General features: G+C 68.7%; 19 protein-coding genes and 2 pseudogenes. 11 read left to right on the top strand and 10 right to left on the bottom strand.

Features of this window, described 5'->3' with window-relative positions:
* Positions 1 to 718: 718 nt before the first annotated feature.
* The 3 genes and pseudogenes from ACH4S7_RS20320 to ACH4S7_RS20310 form a co-directional block, all read right to left on the bottom strand.
* Positions 719 to 949 (bottom strand): annotated as a pseudogene (locus tag ACH4S7_RS20320) (Rieske 2Fe-2S domain-containing protein); the annotation flags it as partial.
* A 553-nt stretch (positions 950 to 1,502) separates the two neighbouring features.
* A complete protein-coding gene (locus tag ACH4S7_RS20315; RefSeq protein ID WP_398522603.1) occupies positions 1,503 to 4,442 on the bottom strand; it encodes an FG-GAP-like repeat-containing protein in 2,940 nt (979 codons plus the stop codon).
* Between the two features lie 2,415 nt (positions 4,443 to 6,857).
* On the bottom strand, positions 6,858 to 7,169 hold the full coding sequence (locus ACH4S7_RS20310; protein WP_398522602.1) for a hypothetical protein: 312 nt from the start codon (positions 7,167 to 7,169) through the stop codon (positions 6,858 to 6,860).
* Between the two features lie 241 nt (positions 7,170 to 7,410).
* Here ACH4S7_RS20310 and ACH4S7_RS20305 point away from each other — a divergent pair, with 241 nt between their 5' ends.
* The 3 genes from ACH4S7_RS20305 to ACH4S7_RS20295 all read left to right on the top strand — a co-directional run bounded on the left by ACH4S7_RS20305 (position 7,411) and on the right by ACH4S7_RS20295 (position 10,444).
* Complete coding sequence (locus ACH4S7_RS20305) at positions 7,411 to 8,223, top strand: hypothetical protein (RefSeq protein WP_398522601.1); 813 nt, start codon at positions 7,411 to 7,413, stop codon at positions 8,221 to 8,223.
* 835 nt (positions 8,224 to 9,058) lie between these two features.
* Positions 9,059 to 9,253, top strand: a complete 195-nt coding sequence (locus ACH4S7_RS20300) for a hypothetical protein (protein WP_398522600.1) — start codon at positions 9,059 to 9,061, stop codon at positions 9,251 to 9,253.
* Positions 9,254 to 9,709: 456 nt separating this feature from the next.
* Entirely contained in the window at positions 9,710 to 10,444 is a 735-nt protein-coding gene (locus tag ACH4S7_RS20295; RefSeq protein WP_398522599.1) for a hypothetical protein, read from the top strand.
* Positions 10,445 to 11,373: 929 nt separating this feature from the next.
* Here ACH4S7_RS20295 and ACH4S7_RS20290 read toward each other — a convergent pair.
* Together ACH4S7_RS20290 and ACH4S7_RS20285 are read right to left on the bottom strand one after the other, a co-directional pair.
* The gene (locus ACH4S7_RS20290; RefSeq protein ID WP_398522598.1) at positions 11,374 to 11,679 is read right to left on the bottom strand and encodes an aminoglycoside phosphotransferase family protein; all 306 of its coding nucleotides are present in this window, start codon (positions 11,677 to 11,679) and stop codon (positions 11,374 to 11,376) included.
* 42 nt (positions 11,680 to 11,721) lie between these two features.
* Positions 11,722 to 12,565 (bottom strand): IS5 family transposase gene (locus ACH4S7_RS20285; protein WP_398522597.1). Its coding sequence is split into 2 segments (ribosomal slippage): positions 11,722 to 12,229 and positions 12,228 to 12,565, totalling 846 coding nucleotides; the frame shifts between segments, so codons are not numbered across the junction.
* A gap of 191 nt (positions 12,566 to 12,756) precedes the next feature.
* Between ACH4S7_RS20285 and ACH4S7_RS20280 the strand changes: the two genes are divergently transcribed.
* From ACH4S7_RS20280 to ACH4S7_RS20270, 3 genes are all read left to right on the top strand, one after another.
* The gene (locus ACH4S7_RS20280; RefSeq protein ID WP_398522596.1) at positions 12,757 to 13,311 is read left to right on the top strand and encodes a hypothetical protein; all 555 of its coding nucleotides are present in this window, start codon (positions 12,757 to 12,759) and stop codon (positions 13,309 to 13,311) included.
* A gap of 412 nt (positions 13,312 to 13,723) precedes the next feature.
* Positions 13,724 to 14,395: a hypothetical protein gene (locus tag ACH4S7_RS20275; RefSeq protein WP_398522595.1), complete on the top strand. Its 672-nt coding sequence runs from the start codon at positions 13,724 to 13,726 to the stop codon at positions 14,393 to 14,395.
* Between the two features lie 47 nt (positions 14,396 to 14,442).
* Positions 14,443 to 14,718 carry a hypothetical protein gene (locus ACH4S7_RS20270; RefSeq protein WP_398522594.1) on the top strand — a complete coding sequence of 92 codons (276 nt, stop codon included), beginning with the start codon at positions 14,443 to 14,445 and terminating at the stop codon, positions 14,716 to 14,718.
* A 266-nt stretch (positions 14,719 to 14,984) separates the two neighbouring features.
* Here ACH4S7_RS20270 and ACH4S7_RS20265 read toward each other — a convergent pair whose 3' ends face one another.
* Positions 14,985 to 15,353, bottom strand: coding sequence for a hypothetical protein (locus ACH4S7_RS20265; protein ID WP_398522593.1), 369 nt, complete (start codon positions 15,351 to 15,353; stop codon positions 14,985 to 14,987).
* Between the two features lie 28 nt (positions 15,354 to 15,381).
* Between ACH4S7_RS20265 and ACH4S7_RS20260 the strand changes: the two genes are divergently transcribed.
* Positions 15,382 to 15,972: a DUF5959 family protein gene (locus tag ACH4S7_RS20260; RefSeq protein WP_398522592.1), complete on the top strand. Its 591-nt coding sequence runs from the start codon at positions 15,382 to 15,384 to the stop codon at positions 15,970 to 15,972.
* Positions 15,973 to 16,109: 137 nt separating this feature from the next.
* On the opposite strand, the gene ACH4S7_RS20255 is transcribed toward ACH4S7_RS20260, so the two are convergent.
* Together ACH4S7_RS20255 and ACH4S7_RS20250 are read right to left on the bottom strand one after the other, a co-directional pair.
* The gene (locus ACH4S7_RS20255) at positions 16,110 to 16,673 is read right to left on the bottom strand and encodes a barstar family protein (protein WP_398522591.1); all 564 of its coding nucleotides are present in this window, start codon (positions 16,671 to 16,673) and stop codon (positions 16,110 to 16,112) included.
* A gap of 1,122 nt (positions 16,674 to 17,795) precedes the next feature.
* Positions 17,796 to 18,740 (bottom strand): MerR family transcriptional regulator, encoded by a 945-nt coding sequence (locus ACH4S7_RS20250; protein WP_398522590.1) that lies wholly within the window; start codon positions 18,738 to 18,740, stop codon positions 17,796 to 17,798.
* A 187-nt stretch (positions 18,741 to 18,927) separates the two neighbouring features.
* On the opposite strand from ACH4S7_RS20250, the gene ACH4S7_RS20245 reads away from it, so the two are divergent.
* Together ACH4S7_RS20245 and ACH4S7_RS20240 are read left to right on the top strand one after the other, a co-directional pair.
* Positions 18,928 to 19,353, top strand: coding sequence for a hypothetical protein (locus tag ACH4S7_RS20245; RefSeq protein ID WP_398522589.1), 426 nt, complete (start codon positions 18,928 to 18,930; stop codon positions 19,351 to 19,353).
* 590 nt (positions 19,354 to 19,943) lie between these two features.
* Positions 19,944 to 20,465 carry a hypothetical protein gene (locus ACH4S7_RS20240; protein WP_398522588.1) on the top strand — a complete coding sequence of 174 codons (522 nt, stop codon included), beginning with the start codon at positions 19,944 to 19,946 and terminating at the stop codon, positions 20,463 to 20,465.
* A gap of 321 nt (positions 20,466 to 20,786) precedes the next feature.
* On the opposite strand, the gene ACH4S7_RS20235 is transcribed toward ACH4S7_RS20240, so the two are convergent.
* Both ACH4S7_RS20235 and ACH4S7_RS20230 read right to left on the bottom strand, forming a co-directional pair.
* Complete coding sequence (locus tag ACH4S7_RS20235; protein WP_398522587.1) at positions 20,787 to 21,380, bottom strand: hypothetical protein; 594 nt, start codon at positions 21,378 to 21,380, stop codon at positions 20,787 to 20,789.
* Positions 21,317 to 21,988, bottom strand: a complete 672-nt coding sequence (locus ACH4S7_RS20230) for a hypothetical protein (protein ID WP_398522586.1) — start codon at positions 21,986 to 21,988, stop codon at positions 21,317 to 21,319. The genes ACH4S7_RS20235 and ACH4S7_RS20230 overlap by 64 nt, the downstream gene beginning before the upstream one ends.
* A gap of 1,015 nt (positions 21,989 to 23,003) precedes the next feature.
* On the opposite strand from ACH4S7_RS20230, the pseudogene ACH4S7_RS20225 reads away from it, so the two are divergent.
* Both ACH4S7_RS20225 and ACH4S7_RS20220 read left to right on the top strand, forming a co-directional pair.
* Positions 23,004 to 23,132, top strand: a pseudogene (locus ACH4S7_RS20225) (IS5/IS1182 family transposase); the annotation flags it as partial.
* Between the two features lie 45 nt (positions 23,133 to 23,177).
* Positions 23,178 to 23,504, top strand: coding sequence for a hypothetical protein (locus ACH4S7_RS20220; RefSeq protein ID WP_398522585.1), 327 nt, complete (start codon positions 23,178 to 23,180; stop codon positions 23,502 to 23,504).
* Positions 23,505 to 23,701 lie beyond the last annotated feature (197 nt).

Raw genomic sequence — 23,701 nt, 5'->3', positions numbered from 1 at the left:
CATGCCCGGTCTCCTCGCGCTGCTCGACGGCGGACGGCTGGTGATGGCCTCCGTGCACAGGGAAATCCGCTTCCCCCGGAACCGGTCCACGGGATCATGTCCGGGCCGAAGGTGTGGGAGCTGTTACGCGAACTGATCGCCGCGGACCGGGGTCTCGGATTCGTCGAGCCGCTGCCGTTCGAGTACGCGACCGGGCTGATGCCGGTCAGTCCGCCTGGCCCGTGCTCCATGACGGCAGAGGGAGCGAACTCGCCCGGATCCAGAGGCTGGTCATGATCGCGTGCCCGAGCAAGGGTTCCGAACTGCTGCTCTCTCTACGACGGCGGGCACTGGTCGTACGCCATCCCCAGGAGAAAGACCTCCGCCCGCTGAACGACCAGGTCAGCGCGACCCTGCGCACGGTCGTGCGGGATGTCATGCACGCCACCGCGGTCACCGACCGGACTTGTCCCATTCCGGTGTCGGTCTACGCGGGCGAGAGTGTCACTGTCGGAGTTTGGCCTTCAACCAGCCCATAACCCTCCCGTTTCAGTCGCTGCGCGCCTGCTCCGCGACTTCCCCTGCCGGAGGTGCTGACTCCTTGGAGGCCGGAGTGGGTGCCCCGGTGGCTGAGCGGGTGCCGGCCATGTCGAGTAGGCGCACGAGCTGGACCGGGTGCCCACGGTCTCTGACACGGTGGTCGGTACGGAGGTCGTTGAGCCGCTGCTCAGTTGTCGGGTCAGGGGGCGGTGGGTTTGAGCGGGCGGGTGGCGGGGCCTTGGAGGATGCTGCCGTCGGTGGCGAAGCGGGAGCCGTGGCAGGGGCATTCCCAGGTACGTTCCGCGTCGTTGAACTGGACGAGGCAGCCGAGGTGGGTACAGCGCGCTGAGAGCGTGCGCAGGGTGCCGTCGTCGCCGCGGGCCACTGCGTAGTGGCATGCCCCGCGCCGGATCACCTTCCCCTGCCCTGGTCGGGGTGATGAAGACACCGTCCTTCATCGCATTGATAGAGGTACTGCTGCTGCTCCAGGGATCAGAGCTGAGCTGCAGCGGGCCGGCCGCGGCCGGTACATGGCGGGCCGGGCTCGGCGACGATCACCTGGGCCGGGCGCTCGACGGGTTGTCCGGGGCGTCCGGGCGGTGGTGTTGTCCGCGTAGGGGTTGGGCAGCGCGCGTGCCCGGCCGACAGCATTTTCCATGATCACGCGGCCCCGCCGTGAGGCGCGGCCGGAGCGGACGGCAGCCAGCGCACCGTGGCGGCCGGCTGCCGCCGTCTCCGGCGGCCGGTGATGCGGATTCGGGCACGCTCATCGTGTTCTCGACGGTCACGACGGGCGAGACCTGTCCGTGAGCCCGGTAGTCCTCGTCCGGTGAACCGGTGAGCCGGGGCGCTGTGCTCCGGGACAGTCGGCGAGCACCGCGCCCCGGGGCCTCGTGCCGGAGCGTCGCGGAACGCGGGCGGGCCCGCCGCCCCACACCGTGTGGGGTGACGGACCCGCTGCTCAGGGCCATGAGGCCGGTGTGTCAGACGCGTACTTGGTGGTCGGTCCAGCTCGCTGACCCGGTCGCGATGCGGCCGAGGTTGGTCCAGGCCGTGCCGCCGTCATAGCGGCGGGCGTCGACGGAGCCGTCGGGCCCGAGGACGAGGTAGTCGGACTTCCCGTCCCCCGTGACGTCGGAGAACCGCACCTGGTTCTCCGTCCAGCTCGCTGACCCGGTCGCGATGCGGCCGAGGTTGGTCCAGGTGGTGCCGCCGTCGTAGCGGTAGGCGTCGACGGAGCCGTTGGGTCCGAGGACGAGGTAGTCGGACTTGCCGTCCCCGGTGATGTCGGCGAACCGTACCTGTGCGGCCATCCAGTTCGTGGAGCCGTTGGCTACCTGCCCCAGGTTGGTCCAGGCGGTGCCCCCGTCGTAACGGTAGGCGGTCACCGAGCCGTTGGCACCGAGCACCAGGTACTCGGCCTTCTTGTCGCCGGTAAGGTCGGCGAACCGCACCTGCGCGTCGCCCCAGGTCTCCGAACCGTTGGCGATGCGGCCGAGGTTGGTCCAGGTGGTGCCGCCGTCGTAGCGGTAGGCGTCGACGGAGCCGTTGGGTCCGAGGACGAGGTAGTCGGACTTGCCGTCGCCGGTGATGTCGGCGAACCGTACCTGCCGGTCGATCCAGGTTTCCGAACCGCTGGCCACCTGCCCCAGGTCGGTCCAGGCTCCGGCGCCGTCCATGTTCCGGTAGGCGTTCACCGATCCGTTCGGCCCCAGCACCAGGTAGTCGCCCTTACCGTCCCCGTCAAGGTCGATCGGTCCGTCTCCCTGGACTCCGGAGACCTCCGGGATGGGCGAGACCGTCACGTTCTCCGTGATCATGCCCCGGTCGACGGCCTTCGCGACTCCGGCGTAGAACGCCTCGGCCATCTTCTCGTAGCCGCTGTCATTGGGGTGCAGACCGTCCTTGAGGTCTCCTGTTCCGATGGCGCTGAAGTCGACCAGCTGGATCTTCTTGCCCAGGAGCAGACGCTCATTGACGAGCGCGGGCAGGGCTGCGTTGAAGGCGTCGACCCGCGGCTGCGCCCCCGCTCTGCTGTTGGGGACGATCGGCGCCAGCAGGACGGTCACATCCGGTGCGGCGGCGGTGATCCGGTCCAGCAGCGTGCCGAGCCGGGCCGGTGCCGTGGCGACCAGGTGGTTCCGGTTGATGTCGTTGGAACCGATGTGCAGGGTGATCACATTCGGTTTCGCCGCCTGCAGCCAGGGCCCGATGTTCGCCGATATCTGCTCGATGAGCCAGCCCGAGTGACCCTCGTGGTCCGAGTCGGCGTGGCTTCCGTTCCTGAGGGAGCCGACGAAGTCGACTGTGCCGGCTCGCGGTGTCAGGTCTTTACGAAGAACGGTGCGGTAGCCCTCACAGGTGGCGTGCCCCGTGCCCCCGGCACAGGTGGAGTGGCCGACCCCATGGGTGATGGAGTCGCCGAGCGGCATCACGGCAAGCCGGGCCGTCGACCAGTTACCCCCGGGGGAGTCACCGTGGTAGGTGTACTGGTTGAGGGCGGTGACGGCAGCCATCGGGTTGCCGTCCTTGTACTGGTCGATCGCCAGGAAGTTCGGCTTCTTCCGCGCCGCCGGCATACAGAACCGCTCCGCCCGGTCCTGGAGCTTCTCGTTGTCGTTGCTGTACGTCGGGCTCATGGCCACGTCCCGGAAATGGTTCATCACGAACAGCCGCCGGAAGTTCGGCTCCTCGGCGAGCAGCGGGGGGCTGCTGCCGCGCCTGACGCACGTCCAGTCCGAGTTACCGAGTCCCGGCCCCATGGACCAGTGGTTCTCCACCGTCCACTCACGCCCGTACGCGACTCCCGCCTCTTCCCGTGGATCCGGTCCCGGGGGCGGTGATTCCGGTCGCGCCGCGTCGGTGAACAGCAACAGCCGCTTGTTCCGGCTGACCATGTCGGAGACCCTGGGCCAGCCTTTCTGCCGGACCTTCTCCTTGGCCGGGTTGAAGATCAGGGCACCCATCCCGGGGACCCTTTGCACCGCGGCGGCCATCTCCGAAGCGGGGATGTAGTCCTCGATGAAGACCGTGACGATCTGGGTCGGGTTCGCGTTGAGCCACGCGGTGAGCATCACCAGTTTTCCGTGCAGCGGTGTTCTGTCGCCGCACATCCCCTGGTGGCAGAGCATGGGCTCGCTGTGATTGGAGAGCTTGTGCACATCGAGCATCAGAGCGCGAACGCCGTCGTTCAGCTGCCGTTCCATCGAGTGCGGCTGGTTGGGGAACCAGGCGTTCGGGATGTCCTCCGTGTTCTGGTACGCATTGTGCGCGGTGAGGAAGGTCATCTGGTCGAAGGTGGGGTCGGCCGCCATCGGTGACTTGGGCGAGGTGATCGGGGTGACGAACCAGGATTCCCTCGCACCCACCCCCGTGGCGTATCCGAGCTCGTCATTGGCCGTGTGGGTGAGGTGATCCCCGCTCGCCGGGTCCATGATCCGGTAGCGCTCACCGCCGAGGGTGGTGAACCTCCACTCCGCGTGGGTACCGCAGGACATGAGGCGCACGACCGGGGTCGCCACCCCGCCGCTGTGGACGGTGGTCCGTGCCACGCAGTGGTCCGGCCAGTCCACACTCCTGATCCAGTACAGGTCCGCGCTCTTGTGCTCAATCCGCCACTGCTTGCCCTGCTGGCCACCCTTTGGCGGAGCCACTTCCACGCTCCGCAGATTGCCGGTGCCCATGGCCTCGTTGCCGGAGCCGAGGTTCTGAAGATAGATCTCCGTCGTGGGCGGCGCCGCCATGGCCGCCTGGGGGCCACCGGTGAACGCGCCGGCGCTGAGCATTCCCACGGCCAGTGCCACCACGAGCAGTTGGACCACCACCCGTCTCAGAGGTCCGGTGGGGTGTCTTCCCCCGGATCTCCCGGGTGGGGCGTACGCGTCGGCGGGGCCGTGGGCCGTCACCGGGCTTCTCTTGGTCAAGAGGTCACCATTCCTGTGAGGAGATCACCGGTGCGGATGCACACCGGGGTGAACAGGCAGCGGGCTGTGCCGGATCGGCGGACACGGCACCCCGGTGTGGGGCGGGAAACCCCGTCGGAGCGGACGGCCCCGAAGGACCGTCCGCTCCGACGGGGATTTCTGTCGTCCGCGCGGCCACCGGCGCCAGGCGCGGAGCACCGGTACCGGAGACACGCGGGGGAGTGAGGATGCCGGTCACGCCTGCGGCGCCCGGACGGGGGCCTTCTCTTCAGCAATGGCCGGCCCGGCGCGACTTGCCGGTGACGGCCGCCGTGACGGTGAGACCCCTGTTCTCGTCGTACATGGCTCCCCCGACGGTGCGTGGTGGATCCGGGTCCTGCTGTGACACCGCTGGACCCGCTGCCCCACAACGGTCCCACACACCGCTGACGTTCCGCTATCGATCTGCTGACGTACGGCCGGGCCGGGCCAGGGACTCCGTCCGGCCCGGCGGTGTGGCGGTCCTGGGTGGGGTGGCTTCCTTTCAGGAGGGTGTTGAGGGATTTGGTGGCGCTGGGGCGGTAGAGGCCGATCCTGGGGCCGGGACTCTGGCGGGGTTGGTGAGGGGGAGGCTGGTCCCGTCGGCGTTGGGCATGCTGGTGGCGGCGGCGAGGGGGCCGCTGCCGCCTTCGGGGCCGAGGTCGACCGCGGCGTAGGCGGTGATGCCGGTCTGGAGGGGTAGGCGGGGGCGCCGCCGAGGCAGCCGGGGGCCGTGGCCTCGACGCCGAGGGCCTTGCCCTTGGCGCTGAAGCCGACGGTGGGGTGGTGGTCCAGGCCGCAGGAGGCGGAGCCGTTGTTGGTGACGGTTGATGACGCGGACGGTGGCGGGAACGCCCCGCGGGGAGGTGACCTTGACGGTCAGGTCCTTCGCGGCACCGGTTTCTGTGGGCGGGGGAGTCGCCGGAGGTGTCCTTTCCGTCCTTGCTCCTGGCGGTGTTCCTGCCCTTGCCCTTGCTCTTTTTCTTGGCGGTGGGGGCGGCTTGGTCCGGGTCGGTGTCCTTGTCGCCGCCGGCACGCTCCTCGGCCTGGTCATCGCCCTGGTGCTGACAGTGGTCATCGCCACCCAGATCTCCGGCTTCATCCTGAGCGTCCCCCTGGGAACAATTCGCCACCCTGCTCGCCGCCATCTACCTCGCCGCCACCCGCTCCCGACACCTCCTCCACACCCGACAGGACCCCTGACCGCCGCAGCCCGCGGCGAAAGTACGGGCCGGAAGGCCCGTCGCTCCCGCTGGACGCTCGCCCGGAGCCGTACGGCTCCGTACGGGGTCGCGCCGGGGGAGGACCACCCTGGAGTCGGCGCCCGGCGCCCGGCTTCCGGAGCTCAACGAGAACGGCACGATGCGGCGATGAGTTTTCCCCGTCCGGCCGTTCTACTGTTCGTCACGTGGTCGGAAAGCGCGAAGCAGGAGGTGCGACATGAGCCAGTCGCCTGCACACGATCATGGCCGTCGCCCCAGGCCGCAGCCGACGCGTGCCAACTGATCTGAACGCGCAGTTCGTTTGATGGATCAGCACGTTCGCCGGCGTACTCACGGAGCGCCTCAGTGACCTTCGCCCCCGCGACCGGTCGCGCTTTCGGCCGCACCCGGTGACCACCGGGCCCAAGCTTTTGGCCAAGAGCTCCGAAACCCGGAAAGACCCCGGGCGTCGCAGCGGCTCGTCACCCGCAGCGAGGACCGCTGTCTCCTTCCCGCGCTGCCGAAGGCATGGCAGAGGCCCCACGGCCACAAGGGCACAGCGGGGGTGCGCGGCGCTCCTCGTCGACTGCGCCACCAGTCGGCGATTCAGCAGTGCAGTTGGCGCCGTATACGCCGACGCGGCGTATACGGAAGTACCGGTGCACTCGTTCGGCTCACCGACCCGCCGCACCCACGAGACCAGGCGTGCAGGACAGGGCATCGTGGGTGGCGGAGTCCGCCCGGACGCCCTTCGCACGTCGACCGGGCGACCACCCGTCAGACCCTCCTCCACGGTCCCTCGCCCGGCTCGGCGACCGCGGAATCGACGCGCTCGTCTACCAGCAGCAGACCGTGCTCCACCTGACCACCAGAGCAGCTCGCACTCCGTCGCCGACGACCTCCACCACCTCGCCGACCGTCTACCGGCCGGCAACAGCCTCTGCACAGCGGCCGAAGCCGTCCTCCACTACGCCCGTCTCCTGCGCGTCCTGTACGGGCATTTCGACCCCCTGAACGACCCGGGCCCCCGGATACATCATCGGCGGCGGGCAACCGACGTGAGGGGCTGCACCTGCGCACCCTGGGCTGAGGCCCGTCACGCGCCCTGGCCGGACTCGCCTGTTCCGGACTGGACTTCACACATGCACCGCGGCGTGCCCCGGCTTCACAGCACCGAGAGCAGCGAGCCGCCCCGCTAAGCGGCGAACATCACGAGAAAGCCGATGAAAGCGCCTAACCCGACGAAACCGAGGGCCGTCCCGGCCGCCGCGACCCACAGGCGTCCGACACCGCGCCGCGCGTAGTGGATGCCCGCCGCGCCGAAGGCGAGGGCGAGGCCGCCGGCGGGCGCGGCGAACGGGGTCAGGAAGAACGGCACGGGCACCGACACCGCCAGGGCGGCGATGGCGCCGAAGAATAGTGCCGCGGTGCCCAGCAGAACAGCCGGCGAGTCCGCCGGGTCGGGCGCGGTCCGCTCGGGCAAGACCCACTCCTCAGTTTTGAACATGTTCAGATCATGTCGATCGTACTCCAGGCACTGACCGGAGCCCCCGCACTCACGCCGCGGCCGGTTCGGACGGCACCGACGGCGGTGTCCGCTGAGCGCGCCTATGCTTCGCCAATGCTCGACGCAGACATACTCGCTGGCGGCACGCCGGCTCCACAGTCCAACGGCAGTCGCCGGAGCGGGGCTGTCCCGGTATGGGTCTCGGTCCGGCGCAGCCAACACTGCGATCGCCTATCTCACGATGGGGATCACGGGCTTCATCGCGGTCATGGCCAGCGTCATCTTCGGCCTGGTGATCGCCGTGGCGCTGCGGGCACTGCACCGGGCCTGGTGGCTCGCCGCGCTCTCCCTCGTACCGTCGCTGATGGTCATGTTCGGCGCCGGCGACTACACGCCCGAGCTGGCACTGGAGCAGCGCGGTGTCCGGGAGCAGGTCACGATCACGGCGGACAGCGCCGCAGGGACGGACAACAAGTGCCACGCCTACACCCTCCGCGGCGATCAGGGGATCCTGAAGGAGAAGACGGTGTGGCGCGGCGGGGGTTCCCCCTACGAGGTGGGGGACCGGATCGAGATCCTCCGCGACCCGGAGGGAATCCCCCCGCTCTGGGACCGGAGCGACGTCGACTCCGCCGAGAAGCTGGACTGGCTGATCTGGGAACCGTTACCTGGACGGCCATGGCGCTCCTGGCCGGGTACCGCGGGCACATCCGCCGGAAGAAGAACAAGCAGCCCCTCCTGGACCGGTTCGACTTCTGAGCACCGGCCCAGTGAACGCGAGCCGTCGGCGCGGACGCAGTGTGAAGGCTGCCCCCGGCGTGGGTGTACCGGGGGCGTCGACACCGCGTTGGCTGACGCGCCGCGGCCCTCCCCGCGCGGTCCGTTTCCGCGTGAGCTCCCGCCGAGAAGATCATCAGCTGACGGTGGGAAAACACCCGTGTACCTCTGGCGCAGACGGGCAGCGTCACGATCGGTCGCCACGGCAATCCATTCCGCAGCGCGCCCCCCCCGGACCGGCACGCCGACAGACGCAAGGAAAGACCAGATCAACTGATGTCGCGATGCGTGTTTTTCCGCCAAGCGCACGCACGGGTCCGGGCCGCGCTATGCAGGCAGAGGCAGCAGTGTCTGCCAATGGACAGCATGGCGAGTCCACGCCGAGCAGTGCAGCAGGCCAACACAGTCTCGTCAGACGGCGCGCCCGAGACCCGAGGGCGCAGTGGGAGGCGGGTAGCGGGAGCCTGCCGAGTCTGAACCCGCACCGCACGATAGCCGCCCGCCCGGCAATCTGTCCGGCACCCCCTTGCGCTCCACGGGTGAGGCCAGTCGGCGCGGTGGCGAACCGGCTGGACACTCGGCCGGCGGCCTCGAGCGCGTACCACGCCCGCCTCCGTCAGCAGGCACCGAATCCACTCCCGCCGCTACTGGCCAGCCTGACGCGGCTTGAGCCCGCAAGACCGTCGTACCCCATGCCCTCCCCACCATCCCCTCCGCGCGGGCGATGATGCCGGGCCCCCAGAGCGAACGCGCCCGGCCAGCCACTCTCTCCCCAAGACCGCCGTTCTCAACCACCCAGTCGAACATCAGCCGCGCCGCCGCGGCCGGCCGAATGCCCTCGGCCCGCAGCGCGACACCTCTCACTCTGAGAGGCAGAAAGGACAACCGGCCCGGACTTGCGGCGCCCTTGGGGTCGGTACGGAGGGTGGCGATGGCCTGGGTGTAGACGTGCACCCGTTCGGCCAGGCGCTGGCTCTCGGCCCGCAGGTGCTCGCGCGTGCCACTCCTCGTCGGTGCGACGACAGCGCTACCCTTTGCACCTCATCCGCCCAGGAGGGCCCCGGCCGATCCATGGCGGTCAGGCGGCCGCCCCGCTTTCTCCTGAAGGTCCCATGCCCGAGCACTCTTCCGCCGGGTGGCTCGTCATCCGAGGCGAATCCCCGACCACCCATGCCCTCGACCCCGGTCTTCACGACCTCGACATCCCGCACGAGTTGCTGACCTGCGCCCAAGAGCACGGCCTCGACAGCGGGACCCCGACGTCCACCTCCTCGTCACCCCCACCGAGGAAGCCGAACCCACCGTGACCGGCGAAGAAACCCGCAGCCGGTTCCCGCTCGACAACACATCAGCCGCACACCTACGCGACGCGTGGGAGAACGCCGCCCGCTGACCTCCCGCGACCAGACACCAGCGACCGACATGCCGCAGTGGCGCTCCAGGGCCCGGACGCGGCAGTTGGCCGATGAGATCCGGTGGTCGGCTGATGACGGGGGACGGTGTCGCCGGAGTGGAGCGGTGGGCGAGGAGAGCGTCCTCGAGATCGGGGTGCTTGCGGGGGAGGAGCCAGCGATTGGCCCCGGCACACGCAGCTGGATCATGTGCGCCCGGCCCGGTCGCGCTGGTGCCGCGCCCACCGTCACCGGGCACCCCTCGCCGGATTGGGGAACAGTCTGAGGTGCCATCCATCTGAGACCGGGGTGCTGACCGTGCCCACGGAGCGGACAGTGGAAATGAGGATGAGGATGAGGAGGTGTGGAGCTGTGGATGTGGAGGAGGTGGCCGGCGCGCTGTACGCGCTGCGCCCGGACGAATTCATCGCCGAGCGAGCCGTGTGCATTGCCCGGGCCCGAAGAGAAGGCGACCGGGAGGCGGTACGGCGGATCGCCGCGCTGCGGAAGCCGGTGCTCGCGGCCTGGTCGGCGAACCTCCTCTCCCGCCACGACCGCGATGCGACCGAGCGGTTCCTGAAGCTGGGGACGGATCTGCGTGAAGCCCAGCAAGGACTGGACGGAGCGGCACTCCGGGAACTGGGCCACGACCGCCACCGGGTCACCGCCGCCCTGGCCAGCCAGGCCGCCGACCTCGCCCTCGATGCCGGACAGCCGATCGCGGAAACCGTCCGGCACGAGGTGGAACAGATCCTCCACGCGGTGCTCATCGACCCCGAGACGGCAGCCCGGTGGGCGGCGGGAAGGATGGTCAGCGTCCCACAGGCCGTCGGCGGCTTCGCCACCATGGACCCCGCACTCGCCGACGGACGGCACAACCGACCCCCTGCCCCGGAACCGGATGAGCCAGGAACCACCCGCGCGGCGAAGAGGCACCAGGAGGACAGGGCGGATCGGCGGCAGGACGAAGCGCGGCGCGCGTCAGCCGAGGCGCAGGCAGAGACCGGGCGCCGCGAGAAGGCGCTGGAACTCGCCCAGACCGAACGCACCCGGGCGGAGGCCGTCGAGACGGCGGCCATCGCCCGCGTGCGGGACCTGGAGGAGTAGCTCCGGCTGGCCCAGCATGAACAGCGCACGGCCCGCGCCGCTGCTGACGAAGCGGTCACCGCAGAACGGGAAGCCGGTGCGGCGGCGGACCGCGCCCGCCGCGCCGCGCGTTCGGCCGCTCGTCGCGGTCATCCTGCCTGATGATCTCCACCGCCACTCATCCTCCGTGAGCCGGGCAGGGTGCGGACGGTGAGGCTCCGGTCCTCGCTCGGACTGCCGCAGAGTGTTCCTGGCCGCGGGATCAGGCGGTGTCGGCGGGGAGGTCGCGGAAGCAAGCCCGGTTCCACGCTCACGGCATCCTGGACGGCTGTCTCGGGAAGCCCGCACCGAGCAATCAGGTGCGCGGGGTAGTACAGGTCGGGGTCGGGCGAGCGCTCCCAGCGTCCCGCCTCCCAGCGTCCCGCCTCCCAGCGTCCCGCCTGGCAGCGGGGGTCGTAGGAGGCGGGCCGGTACAGCATGACCACGGTCTCGGCATGCGCGAGGAGTGCCTGCTCATGCCACACGGCCGGAGGACGGGGACGGGAGTCCTCGCGGTGAAGCAGCGCGCTTGAGCTGCTCCACGACGACGGCTGCTTCCGAGCGGCCGGCGAGTTCATGGCAACCGTCGCTGAGGGCGATGGTTGTCACCGTGAGCGCGGATTCTGTCATCCCGGCCCTCGGCCGGAGTTGCTGGAAGAGGGGTCACGCCTACCAGCACAGGTCGGAGCCGTCTCGCGAGATCGGCGCGGGTGACGACAAGCCTGGGAGCGACGAGTTGAGCGCGTTGCGCGAAATCCGGCGTTGTGTCGTTCTGCGTGATGGAGGGGTGCACGAAGCTGACCCGTTTTTCAATCCGGTGCCCCCTGGAAGAACTGCGTTCCGTACGCTCACTGCGGCTGACAGGCGGGGTGGCACAGGCTGAGCGGATCCGGCCACGGCCACCGGGTGGATCAGCCGTTGGCCAGGGTCATGAGAAATTGTGTCTCTGCATCGTCCTGCCCTGAGCACAGTCCGGGGACCGCGTTGGGGGCGGCCAGGGCCCGGCACCAATGCAGCAGACGGTGAGGAGACAGGTCAGGGACCAGCGCCGCCAGCTTCTCGATCCTCTGCTCCAGCAGGGCCGGATCTGTAACTCCGTCGAGGACCCAGTCCACAGCGTCGAAGTCTGGGTCGCCCCATGTCGGCCTCGGGTCGATCGCCACCGTGCGGGCGCCCGGACCCGACAACACGTTGGCCGGATGGAGATCGCCATGCACGAGTCCAACGGGCCCACTGGCGGCTAGGCCGTTTCTTTCGGATCACCTTGCAGACCAGATGTGGATGGCGGCGAGGTGGAGTCCTGCGAGGTAGATGGTGGCGGTCTTGTCGTAGCGGGTGGCCAGGCCGCGCCACTGCTTGATCTTGTTGATGGCCCGTTCGACGGTGTTCCGCTGTCGGTAGGTCTCGCGGTCGTACGCTGGCGGGCGGCCGCCTCGGCTACCGAGCCGTTTGCGGTTTGCTGCCTGGTCGGCGGGCTGCGGGATCACCGCCCGGATCCCGCGACGGCGCGGGTGGCGGCGGATCGCCCGGGACGAGTACGCCTTGTCGGCCAGGACCGCGTCCGGCGTGGTCCTGGGGCGACCGATGGGCCGGGGCACCCGGATCCGTGCCATGACCTGCTCGAATGCGGGCGCGTCGCCGAACTGGCCTGGTGTGACGGCGAAGGCGAGCGGTCTGCGGCGGCCGTCCGCGGCAAGGTGGATCTTTGTCGTCAGTCCGCCGCGGGAGCGTCCGAGGGCATGGTGATCCGGCTCGCCTGCCGGCGCCCCTTTTGACGGGCTCGGCGGCGTGCTGATGCGCCCTGACGATTGTGGAGTCGACCGCCACGACCCAGTCGAGGTCGCCGTCGGCGTCGGCCTGGGCGAGCAGGGCGGTGAAGACCTTCTCCCACGTGCCGTCGACCGCCCATATCCGCAGCCGGTTGTGGGCGCCCTTCCACGACCCGAACCGCTCTGGCAGCTCCGTCCACGGCGTTCCGGTGCGGTACTTGAACGCGATCGCGTCGATCACCTCCCGGTGATCACGCCACCGCCCACCCCGCCTCGGCGAACGGTCCGGCAGCAACGGCTCGATCCGCGCCCACTGCGCATCAGTCAACGACACACATCAATCAATGATCCGATGATCCGAAAGAAACGGCCTAGCCGCCCCCGCCCACAGGCGTACCCGCGTACGTCCCCTGGGCACAGGCGCCGTCGCCTGCACCGTCGCTCAGCACGCAACGTCGAACGCATCCTGGCTTCGCCGGTTCCACCAGGCGGGAGCACCCGAACCCGAGAAAGGCCAAGTACTCCATGTCCGTCAATCAGTTGTCCTGGGAAGCCGCGGTACGCCATCTGTTCGAGGACGCGTACCCGTACGACGCGACGGGCCCGCGCCGTCACGAGGACTGGATCCTCGACGTCCTCGCGCTGATGGCCCGGGCCGTCCCGGACCCCCAGGGCTGGACCGGACTCGAAGACGCCGCACAGCATCCGGACCGCCACGGGCACCCCACGTACCCCTTCGCCGTCCACCCTCCGGAGTACATCGCGGAGCGCTTGAAGGATATCGACCGGGGCAGCGCCGAGAACCTGCTCCTGGCCCTTACGGACGACGGGTGCACCCTGTCCAACCTGGCACGCTTCCCGGAGAGCCGGGAGGAACTGCGGGCGATGGCACGGACGATCCTCGCGCGTTACGGCGACGAGGCCCGCTATCTGACGAATGTCAGTAAGCAAGGCAGCCCCTCAGGCACACTCGACTTCGCCCTGAAGGGCTTCGGCTACAGCCCCTTGAGCACCTACATGGAGGATTGCGGCCTGGTCGTCGTCACCGAGGTCGGCATGTTCTGGAACTTCTCCGACTGAGACCAGCGCGGGAGTTCCCTTCGCGCGGCGGGCGGTCATGAGCCCGGGCGATGGCCCCACGCCGGTGCGCCTGGTCAAACCGTCACACGGAGACCAGGTGAGCACCGATGTCGACAGTCCGCCCAGGTGAGGGTCCGAGGCGTCCATCGTCGGAGGCACACGTCGTGGTCGCGTTCCGAGCACATTCGGCCGCTGCCCTCTTGCGGGCCTCGGCGGCCGCGTCGGCCTTCTCCCGCTCCGCGTTCCCGTGTCCCCTGCGATCCGGTCAGGCATCCGTCTCCGACGTCGATACTCGGGCCCGGGGCCGCGAGCGCCACCCCTGCGTCCAGGGGGTCGGAGGGACCGGTGCACGGCCTGGGATTGCCGCGTGCGTAGGATGACCCGCCTCGAACGGGTGAAGGGGTGGGGCGGGATGCGTGGCAGACGTGCGGTTTCGGTGGCGGTGGTGGCGGTGGGGCTGTTGACCGGGTGTGGTGAGGAGGCGTCACCGCAGAAGAGGGCAGCGCCCGCGGTGGCCGGAGCCGGTCCTGCGGTTGTGTCCCCTCCGGTCGCCGCGCCGCTGGACGCCGCGGGCGCGGCGAAGGCGCTGCCGACGCTCACGGTGCCGGGAATCGCGAAGGAGGCGAGCCGGGCGATGGACCCCGCCGAACTCGTCTGCCCCGAGCAGGATGTGTCCCAGCCCGTGGAACCGTGGTGCAAGGGGCTTCTGTACGGCGGTCAGGTGCACTGGGTGAAGCAGTCCGACGACCCGGAGAAGGGCTGGATGATGGTCCTGACCCTGAACGCCTACCGCGATGTGGCGGCTGCACGCGCGGCGTACCGGGAGGGGCTGGCCGAACCGGCCGCGAAGCCGGGGTTGAAGAATCTTCCCGTCACCGCACTGGGGGAGGAGCAGGCCCGGTTCCGTGGCACGGACCAGGGGCCGTGGGACGCCCTTCATATCCGGTCCGGCACCGTCGTCATCAACGTGGCGGTCCAGGGGCCGGTCACCCCGACGATCACCGAGCAGGTCCCCGAGTACGGCGCGTCTGCCGTTGCCGCTGCCCAACGCGCTCAGGCCGAAGCCCTCGCCTCGAAGGGGTGACCCCGGTAGGGGCCTGCTACCTTCGGCGACTGGTCTACCGTTGCGCCGTGACGTGGAACGAAGCCGACTATCTCGACTGCCTGCGGTCCGAGCGGCGTGGCTACGCCTGGGTAATGCGGCATCACGGCGGGCTGGCTCCGAAGGAGGCCCGGGAGGCAGCCCTGGGACGGTACCCGTACGAACCGGCTGAAGTGCCGAACCGCGGACTGATCTTTCACGACGAGGCGTGGCACTGGGCGATGCTGGCGATCCACGGCGATCGGTATGGAGCCGAACGCTCCGAGCTGGTTCATCCATCACCTGACTACCGAGCTCTGGAGTAGCCAGTCACGAGTGCATTCGAACACGGAGGTGACGGCAGAGACAGCTCCCCCAGATCTTCGCTAGAACTGGGTTGTGAGAGCACCTGAGCGCTTGCTTCGGGGCCATGGATATGCGCGGCACGACGAGGGGGCGGGGTGCTGCCGCAGTCCAAGGTCGATCTGTATGCGGCGATCCACCATGATTCGAAGGGCTCGTCGAGCCGTGCCTTGAAGCGGGAAGCGCGGCGTCGGGGTCCTGTCGCAGATGAGTGCCTGCCCCTCCAGCTCTACTTGTCGCTGGTTTTCCCGAAGGCCCGTGGTATCCATTGATCTAGTTGGGTGCCGAAGGCCGCTGCTGAGTCGATACCGAATGCCGGCAGTGTTCCGGCGTCGTCGAGGCTGGCGATGAAGTCCACGTCGGCCCAGCCTCCGCGAAAGAGCACAACGGACAGTTCGGCATCCGCAGGGCCGGAGATGAGCACGCCGACCGAGTCAGGATCGCCTACGAGCTCCCGGTCAATCTCAAGCCCCTGAGGCCACGACGCTGCTTCGTCACGCCATGTCACCCTCCCGACTGTGAGGCCGGCCTCCCCCCAACGAGCGGCCCGCTCAGCAAGGACCGCGGCCGCCTGATCGAGATCAACAACTCGTTCCATGAGTAGATCATGTCCCCACTGTGATGCGGTGTTCCACCGGAAGGTGGCGAGCGGTGTGCCTCCGCGAAATCAACCCCGCGCCAAGGACGGCAAGGGCGACCATATCGGTGCGCAGTTCCTCCATCATGGAGGTCGACGACTTCCTGTGGGAGGGGATGTGATGGAGGACGGCGGGGTGGATCTGATCCACATGAGATCGGCAGGCAGTGGCGTCCGACTGCGGGTGCTGGGGCGTCACAAGTCTGGGAAGACGCCGTACCACGATTACCTTGACGCCGCGATCGTCATCACGAGCGGCTTCGCCAACGGCCGTCTTGAACTGCTTCTTTCGCCGGAAGACATGGACGACTGGTCCGCAACCCTTGAGGAGCTTGCTGCGGGCAGGGATGTCATCTGGCTGCGCAACACCGAGATGCGGATCGAGATCGACCGGCAGTTCTCGGTGCCCGTGCCCATCGTCACCGTGACGGACGAGGAAGATTCATCGTCCGCGGTACGCGTCTGGTTGGACGTCGGCCACGGCTGGGTCGATGACCTGCGCCAGCGCTACGCGCGGGTTCAGCGGACCTGGCCGCGCGAGATGGTGACGTCCACGCGTTCACGAAGCTTCTGGCAGTGATGCCCGGGGGCGCCGGTCCGCCATGAGGTCAGCGGCCCCTTCGCGCGCAAGGTGGGCGGTCCGAGCGGGCGGGTTTCGTCGTGCCGACTGTTGCCGCCCTGCGGACGTTCCCTTTGCGGGATGAAGGCGCTCTTGCTTCACAGCAGGGCAACGTGGATGTCGTGGTCGGCGAAGATTTCCAGGAGCACATCGAAGAAGGCTCCGGTGTCCTTGTCCCCGGCGTCGTTGCTCATCAGCCGTGACAGCGATTCGCCTGAGTTGTGCCACTCCAGAGTGAATGGAGCTCGGGCACCGAAGCCTCCTCTGAGGCAGTCGTCCACGGCGGCGAGATTCCACCCGAAGTATCCGCCGGGGCCGTTGACGGCCTCACCCAGCGCACAGTAGAAGCTGTCCGCATCAACGACCTGCCGGCCGTCCAGACGGAACACCTGTCCCGGTGCGGCGTCCTGCGGGCGGTCGCGGCGCTGGTACCGCCGTGACCACAGGGCCACGGACAACCAGGCCCTCCGTCCTTCCGCGTCGAGACCGTGCCACAGGCCCTGACGGTTCAGACGCCCCGTGCGAACCGCGTCCCACACCCACGCCGAACCGGTGAGGAGCTCCGCGCACCACAAACGTACCGTGACATCGAGGAGACCCTCCCCACGCTGTGACGGCACGGCGGCGATCGGGGTGACATCGCTGACGAAGTACGAACCCATGTCGACGCCGCCAGCGTCGAGGAAGGCCAGGTCCGCGCTCCCGGCGAATGCGCGGCGGCCACCGAGATGACCGAGGCCGGCCAGGAGTGTTCCTCGCGGCGAGCATCTCAGGAGTTCGACGTGACGAACTCCGCCCTCACCTCACTCGCAACGAACAAACCCCTGGCTTCCTCCGCGAAGCCCCAGAAGTCGCTCTTGTCCTCGTCGCCCGTCAACGCGTACCTACGCTCTGCACTGCCCGCCACGTCCACAGCACCCCTTCTGATCAGTGGAAAGCCTACAGAGGCTTCGATCAGGCGGCGTTGACTAGGCCGGCAGAACAGCTGCGGTGCACCGACAACTCGCCGCTTCGGAACGTTGCTCGGTGTGGCCCGCCCGGCAGGTGGATGCTGTCGAGGTGCTCGGGTCGATGGGCGGGGGTCAGGGGCGCCATCCGAGCTCGGAGTACGGGCGGGCCGCGACGATCTCCCTGATGGCGGTCCGTGTGTAGGCGACGGTGTCGGCCGGGAGCGCGTCGCGCGGCCACCACGCCCACGCGGTGCAGTTGTCGGGTTCAGTACCTCCGGTTCACCGATCCACCGGAAGCCCGGAAATAGGCCGAGCAGCAGTCATGCCGGGCAGCCCACAGTGAAGGCGTGGTGGGTGGGTGCGCTTGGGCGGCGGGTGAAGGTCGTCGGGGTCGATCTCGAGTTCCGCCCCCAGCCCTCTGTCCATCTCTGGTGGGCGCTGGGCGACGACGGGACCGACCGGGGCATCGAGAGTGCGCATGAGCGAGTGATCGGGAGGGTCTTCGCTGGTTCGCGGACTCGGCGGTAGTCGTCCGGTAGGGAAAGGCCAGGAGAAGGTCAGCCGCGACCGAGACCAGGGCTTGAGGTTCTCATCGCGGATTTACTGATCCCCCACCACGGACCCTTATTCAATGTGCGAGGCTGCCGATCCTGAGCGGCCGCCGCTTCGACCACATGTCGGTGGCGCGGTGGTCCGGGGTGCCGGCCCCGTGACGTCGTCGTGGTCCCGTCCGACGTGGCGCGGACTCGGGCTCGGTTACCGGGGTATCGGTGTGGAGCGCTGAGCCGGGCGACGGACGAGTCCGGTCACGGGTGTGGCCCTGCAGGCACTTGCTCATTCGGTGCCGAGCAAGAACGGCGGTCCGCGCAGGTAGCCACGGGAGTCCACAGGCGCTGCGCTCGTGATGAGGGCTTCCACGAGCCAGCAGTGAGTGCTGCCCACATCAGGTCTGTCGCGGGGGGTGAGCGTTGCGATGTGCTGCCAGTAGCGGCGGAACAACGGCACAGTGCTGCGGAACTCCGCGCCCATGAAGGCGCGGAACCCGGGACTGTCGTCCTGGCCGCGGGCGCGTGCGCAGGCACGGGTGAACCGGTCCAGTGCCTCCCCGGGCTGCGGCGGCAGCCCGGCGGCGACCGCGGCTTCGGCGAGTTCGGCGGCCTCGACCAGTTCGGAGTACAGCGACGCCTTGTCCCGCACATGGGGTGCGGCCCAGTACATTCGAAAGCCCGGCTCCTCGATGAGGCTGTGGACTTCGGCGTAGGCGAGTGCTGTCTGGGGCGCAGGGTCCTGTGGTGGTTCCGGAACGGCTTGCGCGGTGATGAGATCAGCCAGATGCGCGGGCACCTCAGCGGGAATCACTCGTTCCCACGCCCTGGCGAGATCGAGAGGCGCTTCGGACAGCCGTTGCACTCGGGACAGCACCGCGAGCCGGCGCAGCCGCTCCAGTTCGGAGCAGTCGTCGAGGGCTTGCAGAGTTGCCTGGCGCCAGCTCAGTTCGGCCAATCGTGTCCGCGTCTGGTCGAGCTCGCGGCTAACGAGCTCACCGAGGGACCGTTCACCAGTGGTGAGCTGGGTGATGGTGGCTATCGGGGTGCCCAGGGCGCGTAGCTGCTGCACCAGCCGTAACTGTTCCAATGCCTCGTACGCATACCGGCGGTGCCCGCCGGAACTGCGCTGGGCCATCGGGAGCAGCCCGATGTCGGAGTAGTACCGGATGGTCTTTACCGGTAGTCCGGTGCGGGCCGCCAGGCCTCCGATCGTCCAAGTTATGGGACTCATCTACTTGAACCTCCAGTGCGCTGGAGGCCCTAGCGTACGAAGCGCCAGGGCGAGAGGCGAGGCCCTACGGGTCTCGCTGCTATCTGGTGGCCGACAGAACACCCCGTCGGCCAGGGGGCCTGCGTTCGAACGCATAGGTCGCATGTTCCCACCCTGGAAGTCGAGTTCACCATCGAAGGAGAAGACCATGAGAATGAGAATCGCTGCCGCGGCCCTCACCGGCTTAGCCGCCTTCGGTATGACGGCGAGCCCCGCGCAGGCGGACAACGGTGACGTCGCCGTGGCCTCCAGCGGCGCGACGCCGGCGCCGCTGGCCGGCCAGAACGGCTGCATCAGCATCCCTGAGGCCGAAGGATGCTTCTTCCACCACGGCGACAGGATCTGGGTCAAGGACAAGAGGGCCGACGGTCTGCGGGCGATAGTCCAGTACAGGTTCAACTACGACCGTGCACCCGGCGAGTGCCATCAGACCGGCGGCGCCGGTGCGGGCGGCTACTGCGACTACCAGATGTGGGAGGGCGGCAGGATCAGCATCCGTGTCGTCACCCGGGACGGCGCCACCGGACCGAACGTCGACGTGAGCCCCTGGAGCCCCTGGCTCAAGATCGGATGAGCACGTAGTCCGCGTCACCGTCGCCTCTGATGTGAGGTGAGTCCGCACGGCGCGGGTTCACGGCCGAAGAAGCCAGCTCCTCAATCGGGTGGCGGCTCTCCACCACAAAGCCGCCACCCGATGCGCACTCACGGCTCGGGGGAGCATGCCTGAAGGGTCTCTTTCAGGCGCCGGGCAGAGACACCAGATCAGCTCAGACCGGCGGGCTCCTCCTCTCCAGAGAGTTCCGTCCTAACGTCGTGGACAGCCTCGATGAACCTGCCGAACTCACGGTGGCCCAGACCGCCCTCCACCGCGTGGACGAGAGGGTCGGCCCCCACCATGTGCGGGAAGAAGGGCCTCAACCTTGCCTGGAAGCTCCCCGGGGGTGAGCTCCACGGAGATGAAGCGCAGGAATCCAGCAGTTCTCCATGCCCCCGGCTCGATGGACCGACGGGGCGCTCATGCCCCCGACCGCGCCTGGCGTGTATGTCCAAAGGTCCGCCCCATCGGTGTCGTCGGCACGCACGAGCAGTAGGCGGGGCGACGGGCGGTCGGCGGGCCTGGTCATTGAGACGGTCAGCGATGGGATCTGCGGCTATCGTGCTTTCGTGACTGGTTCCGTGCAGCGCGCGCTGCTGTTTCTCGATGTCGACGGGCCGCTCATTCCGTTCGGGGCCGTGGCCCAGCCGTATCCGACCTATGCGACGGGTTCTGAACCGGCTGGTGCCGACGCGAATCCGCTCCTGACCAGGATCAATCCCGAGCACGGACCCCGGCTGGCGGCACTCCCGTGCGAGCTCGTCTGGGCGACGACATGGATGGCGGACGCGAACGAGTGCATCGCGCCCCGCATCGGTCTGCCGCAGCTGGCCGTGGTGGCCTGGCCGGAGCCGTCCGACATCGATGACCAGGACGTACGGAACGGACTGCACTGGAAGACCCGTGCCCTCGTCGAGTGGGCTGCGGGACGCCCGTTCGCCTGGGCCGATGACGAGGTGACCGACATCGATCGGTCCTGGGTCGCTGCCCATCATCAGGGGCCGGCCATGCTCCATCGTGTCGATCCCTGCCATGGCCTGACTGACCGCGACTATGTGGCTCTCGACTCGTGGCTGAGGCAACCGACCTGACGGCTGGAGAAGATGAAGAGGCCGCGGGAACGAACTGGTGGCACTGTGCGAGCCGTCGAGACGAAACCCCCAGGAATCAGCCGGGCGTGGCTGCCTGAGTAGTGGCCTGGAGCCCGTGCAGGGCGGCGGTGCGTGGCGGGCGGTCGGCCCTGGGACGCCGCCCCCCACGAACGGGGCGAAGAACAGCGCGCAGAGCCGGCCGGTGGGCGCCTGGGCCTGTGCTGATCACAAGTGGTCCGCGTACTCGTGCGACAGCTGGATCAGGTCGAGGTGCTGCCTCAGCGTGGTGGGGTCCTCGGAGAGGTTGATCCGCAGGAGCTGTTACCCGGGGTGGAGGGCTTTCCAGGCGGGGGCGGTGCCGCCGTGGACGACAGTGGGGTTGAGGAGCAGTCCCCGGCTCGCGCAGTGACGGGTCCAGGCGAAGAAGTCTGCTTGTGGGGTGGCGAGCTCGGCGAATCCCGAGTAGCCGTCGGGGGCTGCGTGCCCGGAGGGTCGGCGCAGGGGGAGTCGCATCCTTTCCAGGGTGTGGAGGTTGTGGCGGAACCGTCGGCGCATGGCGGTGAGGTGCAGGCGGAGACGGTCGAAGGCCTCCGGGCCGGGAGGGGCCGGCTGACCCGCCGCGCGGGTGAGGCCGTGAGCGGCCTGGACGATGCTGCTGGTGCTCGCGGGGGTTTGGAGGATCTGGAGGAGTGTGGTGTAAAGGATCATGACTGCCTCGGCCATGGGGCTGCTGGTCGTGGCGAGGCGTTCGAACCGGTCGCTGCCCAGGTGCTGGAGCAAGGGCCTGTTCCTGGTGATGACGACGGCGGCCCGGAGTGCGGGGAGGGACAGGTCCTTGGAGGCGGTGATGATCAGCGCGCTGGTGCGCAGGTCGAGCTGCCGGATGGGTTCGCGCAGCAGGGCTCCGGGCCGCATTCGGGCGCCAACCTGGAAGGGGACGTCGACCAGGGTGAAGGCGGGGCCGGCGGGAGGGTGTGGCGGGTGCTGGTGACGCCGTTGGGGAGGACCTCGACGAGGCAGGTACGGCCGGTGCCCGGGGTGCCGGTGGTGACGGTGTGCCCGTCGTGCCGGTAACAGCCGGTGACGGGCGCGGAACAGGGGGCCGCGCTCTGGTCGAAGGCGTAGTAGTTGGGCAGCGGCAGCTGGAGGTCGTGGCCGGTTTCGGCGAGGTGGTCGATGGTGAGGCTGATGGCCTCGGTGCCTCCGCGGGTGACGAAGATGTCAGGCGGCTCCAGGGGCACACCCAGGTGGGCGGAGAGCAGCTCGGCCAGGACCGTGCGGGCTCCGCTGCTTCGGGGGCCGGTGTAGGCGGACAGGGAGCCGTCGAGGGCGAGGCGTGCGATGCCGGCGGAGAGATGGGAGGCAAGGTCGGGTGCGGGTGGGAAGCGGTTGCAGCCCTGGCCGATCTCGACCGCGTCGTCTGCCCTGCCCTGCCTTGGCGCAGGGCGCTGAAGGCGGTGAGGCAGTCGGCCTGGGGCCGGGAGGGTGGGGTGGTGTCGGGCACGGTCTCTCCGCCGCACCACCGACCCACCCGAAACCGTGCCCGCGCTGCTACGCCCCGCCCTCACCGGCCCACACGCCCGCCAGCGTTTGCTCCGGTTCCCCGAGGTCGTCCGGTATCCCACCCTCCGGGATGCAGCGGCCGCCCTCGGCATCAACCAGTACACCCTCTGCAGCCAGATGAGGCGCCTGGCACGCGACCTCGGCGGCCCCCTCCTGACCCCCCGCCGGCCGCAACCGGCCCATACGCCCGACCGCACTGGGAACAGCAGTGGTCACCGCAGCCGCTGAACTCTCCGCCCACTGCTGAAGGCGCCGGAACGGTCACCGCCAGCCAGGGCACGGCGATGGCCCCCGGCCATGACGCCAACGCCCTCGGCACACTCCAGGCCCAGACCGGCAACAGCGCACGCCAGTTGGGGAACGGTGCCAGCAAGCCGTATGCGGGAGAATCGCACGTGCGGCTTGAAACGGCGGGGACTGGAAATGGAGCATCAGCCACCGCGCCAGTCCCCGACCCTCCTCAGCTCAGCGCCGACCCCGCCTACCGCCAGTGCCCTTCACGCCTCGCCCGCATGATCGAGCGCGACCTTGCCCGGGTCCGCCGGTGGACGGCCTCACAACCGGGCCGCTTCCCCCTCGACGAGAGCGGCCAGAGGATCCAGGCCCAGCGCTGGAGTTCCGCCGCCACCTCCTTCCTCGACGACTCCGGCTCTCCCGGGCCGAAAGCACCGGCGGGAACTGCTGGGCCGTGTCCCCGCCCTCCCCGCCCTTCGCCGACAACAACCTTCGCCCGCGCCTGCTCCGACTCTCCGCTCTTCACCTGCCCCGGGTACTTCGACTTCGCCTTCCACCCCACCGCGATCCGGGAACTCAGCCGAATCGCCGCCGACGTGCGCGTCCACCCGCTCAACCACTCCGCGCAGACCCCGGACCCCGCCCTGCCCCAATTCCGTCACCGCCTCACTGAAACCGTTATCACCAGCGAACTGCTCACCGTCCAGGGACAGGCCGGCAGCGTGATCTCGTACGGGATGACGTGTTCATTGGCTCCACGGCTTCAAACGACTCCGCATCCGCTGGGAACGCCGAGCCGACATCCACGAAGCCTTCCTTAAGCTTGCCTGCTGCCTGATCACCCACCGCCAAGTGTTGTCGCTTACCTGATCAGCAACTGCCCATGCCGGAGGAGGGGTCCGGCAGACTGATCGCATGCACCGTGACGACCTGCAATCCGCACTCGATCGGGACAACAGCACCTCCGCACGTGCCGCCCTGGTCGAGCTCCAGGCAGGTTCCGACTTCGAGCTCTTCCAGAGCCAGACCGTCTCCGCACACGAGCTTTGGGACATCTGGTCCCACCGGCATCAGGTCATGCTCGACACCGGCGTCATTCCTCGCCCCGGGCTGGCCGAAGCCGTCGACAGACTCCATGCTGCGGGAACAGCACGGATCTCCCTGGCGACGATCACCGGATCGCAGCGACGGTTCATCATCTTCCTCACGGAAGATCTCACCCGCTCCATCGCCTGCATGTAGTCAGCAACCTCATTGTGTTAGCCGCTCTTAGGCGGTGTCGGTACCCACTTTCCCCCCGCGCTGATGCCAGACAATCGGGCGGACAAGAATAACCGAGGCCGGGTCAAATATAGCGGAGTGGTTTCTTATTCGCTTACGGCAGAAGGATAAAACCCCGAAGGGAGTTGAAGATCCCTCCTGGGCAAGTCAACCTACGA

It is taken from the genome of Streptomyces sp. NPDC020965, assembly GCF_044333555.1.
GTDB lineage: Bacteria > Actinomycetota > Actinomycetes > Streptomycetales > Streptomycetaceae > Streptomyces.
This window is presented reverse-complemented; position numbering and strand designations above follow the sequence as displayed.

Bases quoted from the DNA above. Each gene is read 5' to 3' on its own strand.
- ACH4S7_RS20310 (WP_398522602.1), bottom strand. From the start codon at position 7,169: ATGTTCAAAACTGAGGAGTGGGTCTTGCCCGAGCGGACCGCGCCCGAC.
- ACH4S7_RS20305 (WP_398522601.1), top strand. From the start codon at position 7,411: ATGGGGATCACGGGCTTCATCGCGGTCATGGCCAGCGTCATCTTCGGC.
- ACH4S7_RS20300 (WP_398522600.1), top strand. From the start codon at position 9,059: ATGCCCGAGCACTCTTCCGCCGGGTGGCTCGTCATCCGAGGCGAATCC.
- ACH4S7_RS20280 (WP_398522596.1), top strand. From the start codon at position 12,757: ATGTCCGTCAATCAGTTGTCCTGGGAAGCCGCGGTACGCCATCTGTTC.
- ACH4S7_RS20275 (WP_398522595.1), top strand. From the start codon at position 13,724: ATGCGTGGCAGACGTGCGGTTTCGGTGGCGGTGGTGGCGGTGGGGCTG.
- ACH4S7_RS20265 (WP_398522593.1), bottom strand. From the start codon at position 15,353: ATGGAACGAGTTGTTGATCTCGATCAGGCGGCCGCGGTCCTTGCTGAG.
- ACH4S7_RS20255 (WP_398522591.1), bottom strand. From the start codon at position 16,673: ATGGGTTCGTACTTCGTCAGCGATGTCACCCCGATCGCCGCCGTGCCG.
- ACH4S7_RS20250 (WP_398522590.1), bottom strand. From the start codon at position 18,740: ATGAGTCCCATAACTTGGACGATCGGAGGCCTGGCGGCCCGCACCGGA.
- ACH4S7_RS20245 (WP_398522589.1), top strand. From the start codon at position 18,928: ATGAGAATGAGAATCGCTGCCGCGGCCCTCACCGGCTTAGCCGCCTTC.
- ACH4S7_RS20235 (WP_398522587.1), bottom strand. From the start codon at position 21,380: ATGCGGCCCGGAGCCCTGCTGCGCGAACCCATCCGGCAGCTCGACCTG.
- ACH4S7_RS20220 (WP_398522585.1), top strand. From the start codon at position 23,178: ATGCACCGTGACGACCTGCAATCCGCACTCGATCGGGACAACAGCACC.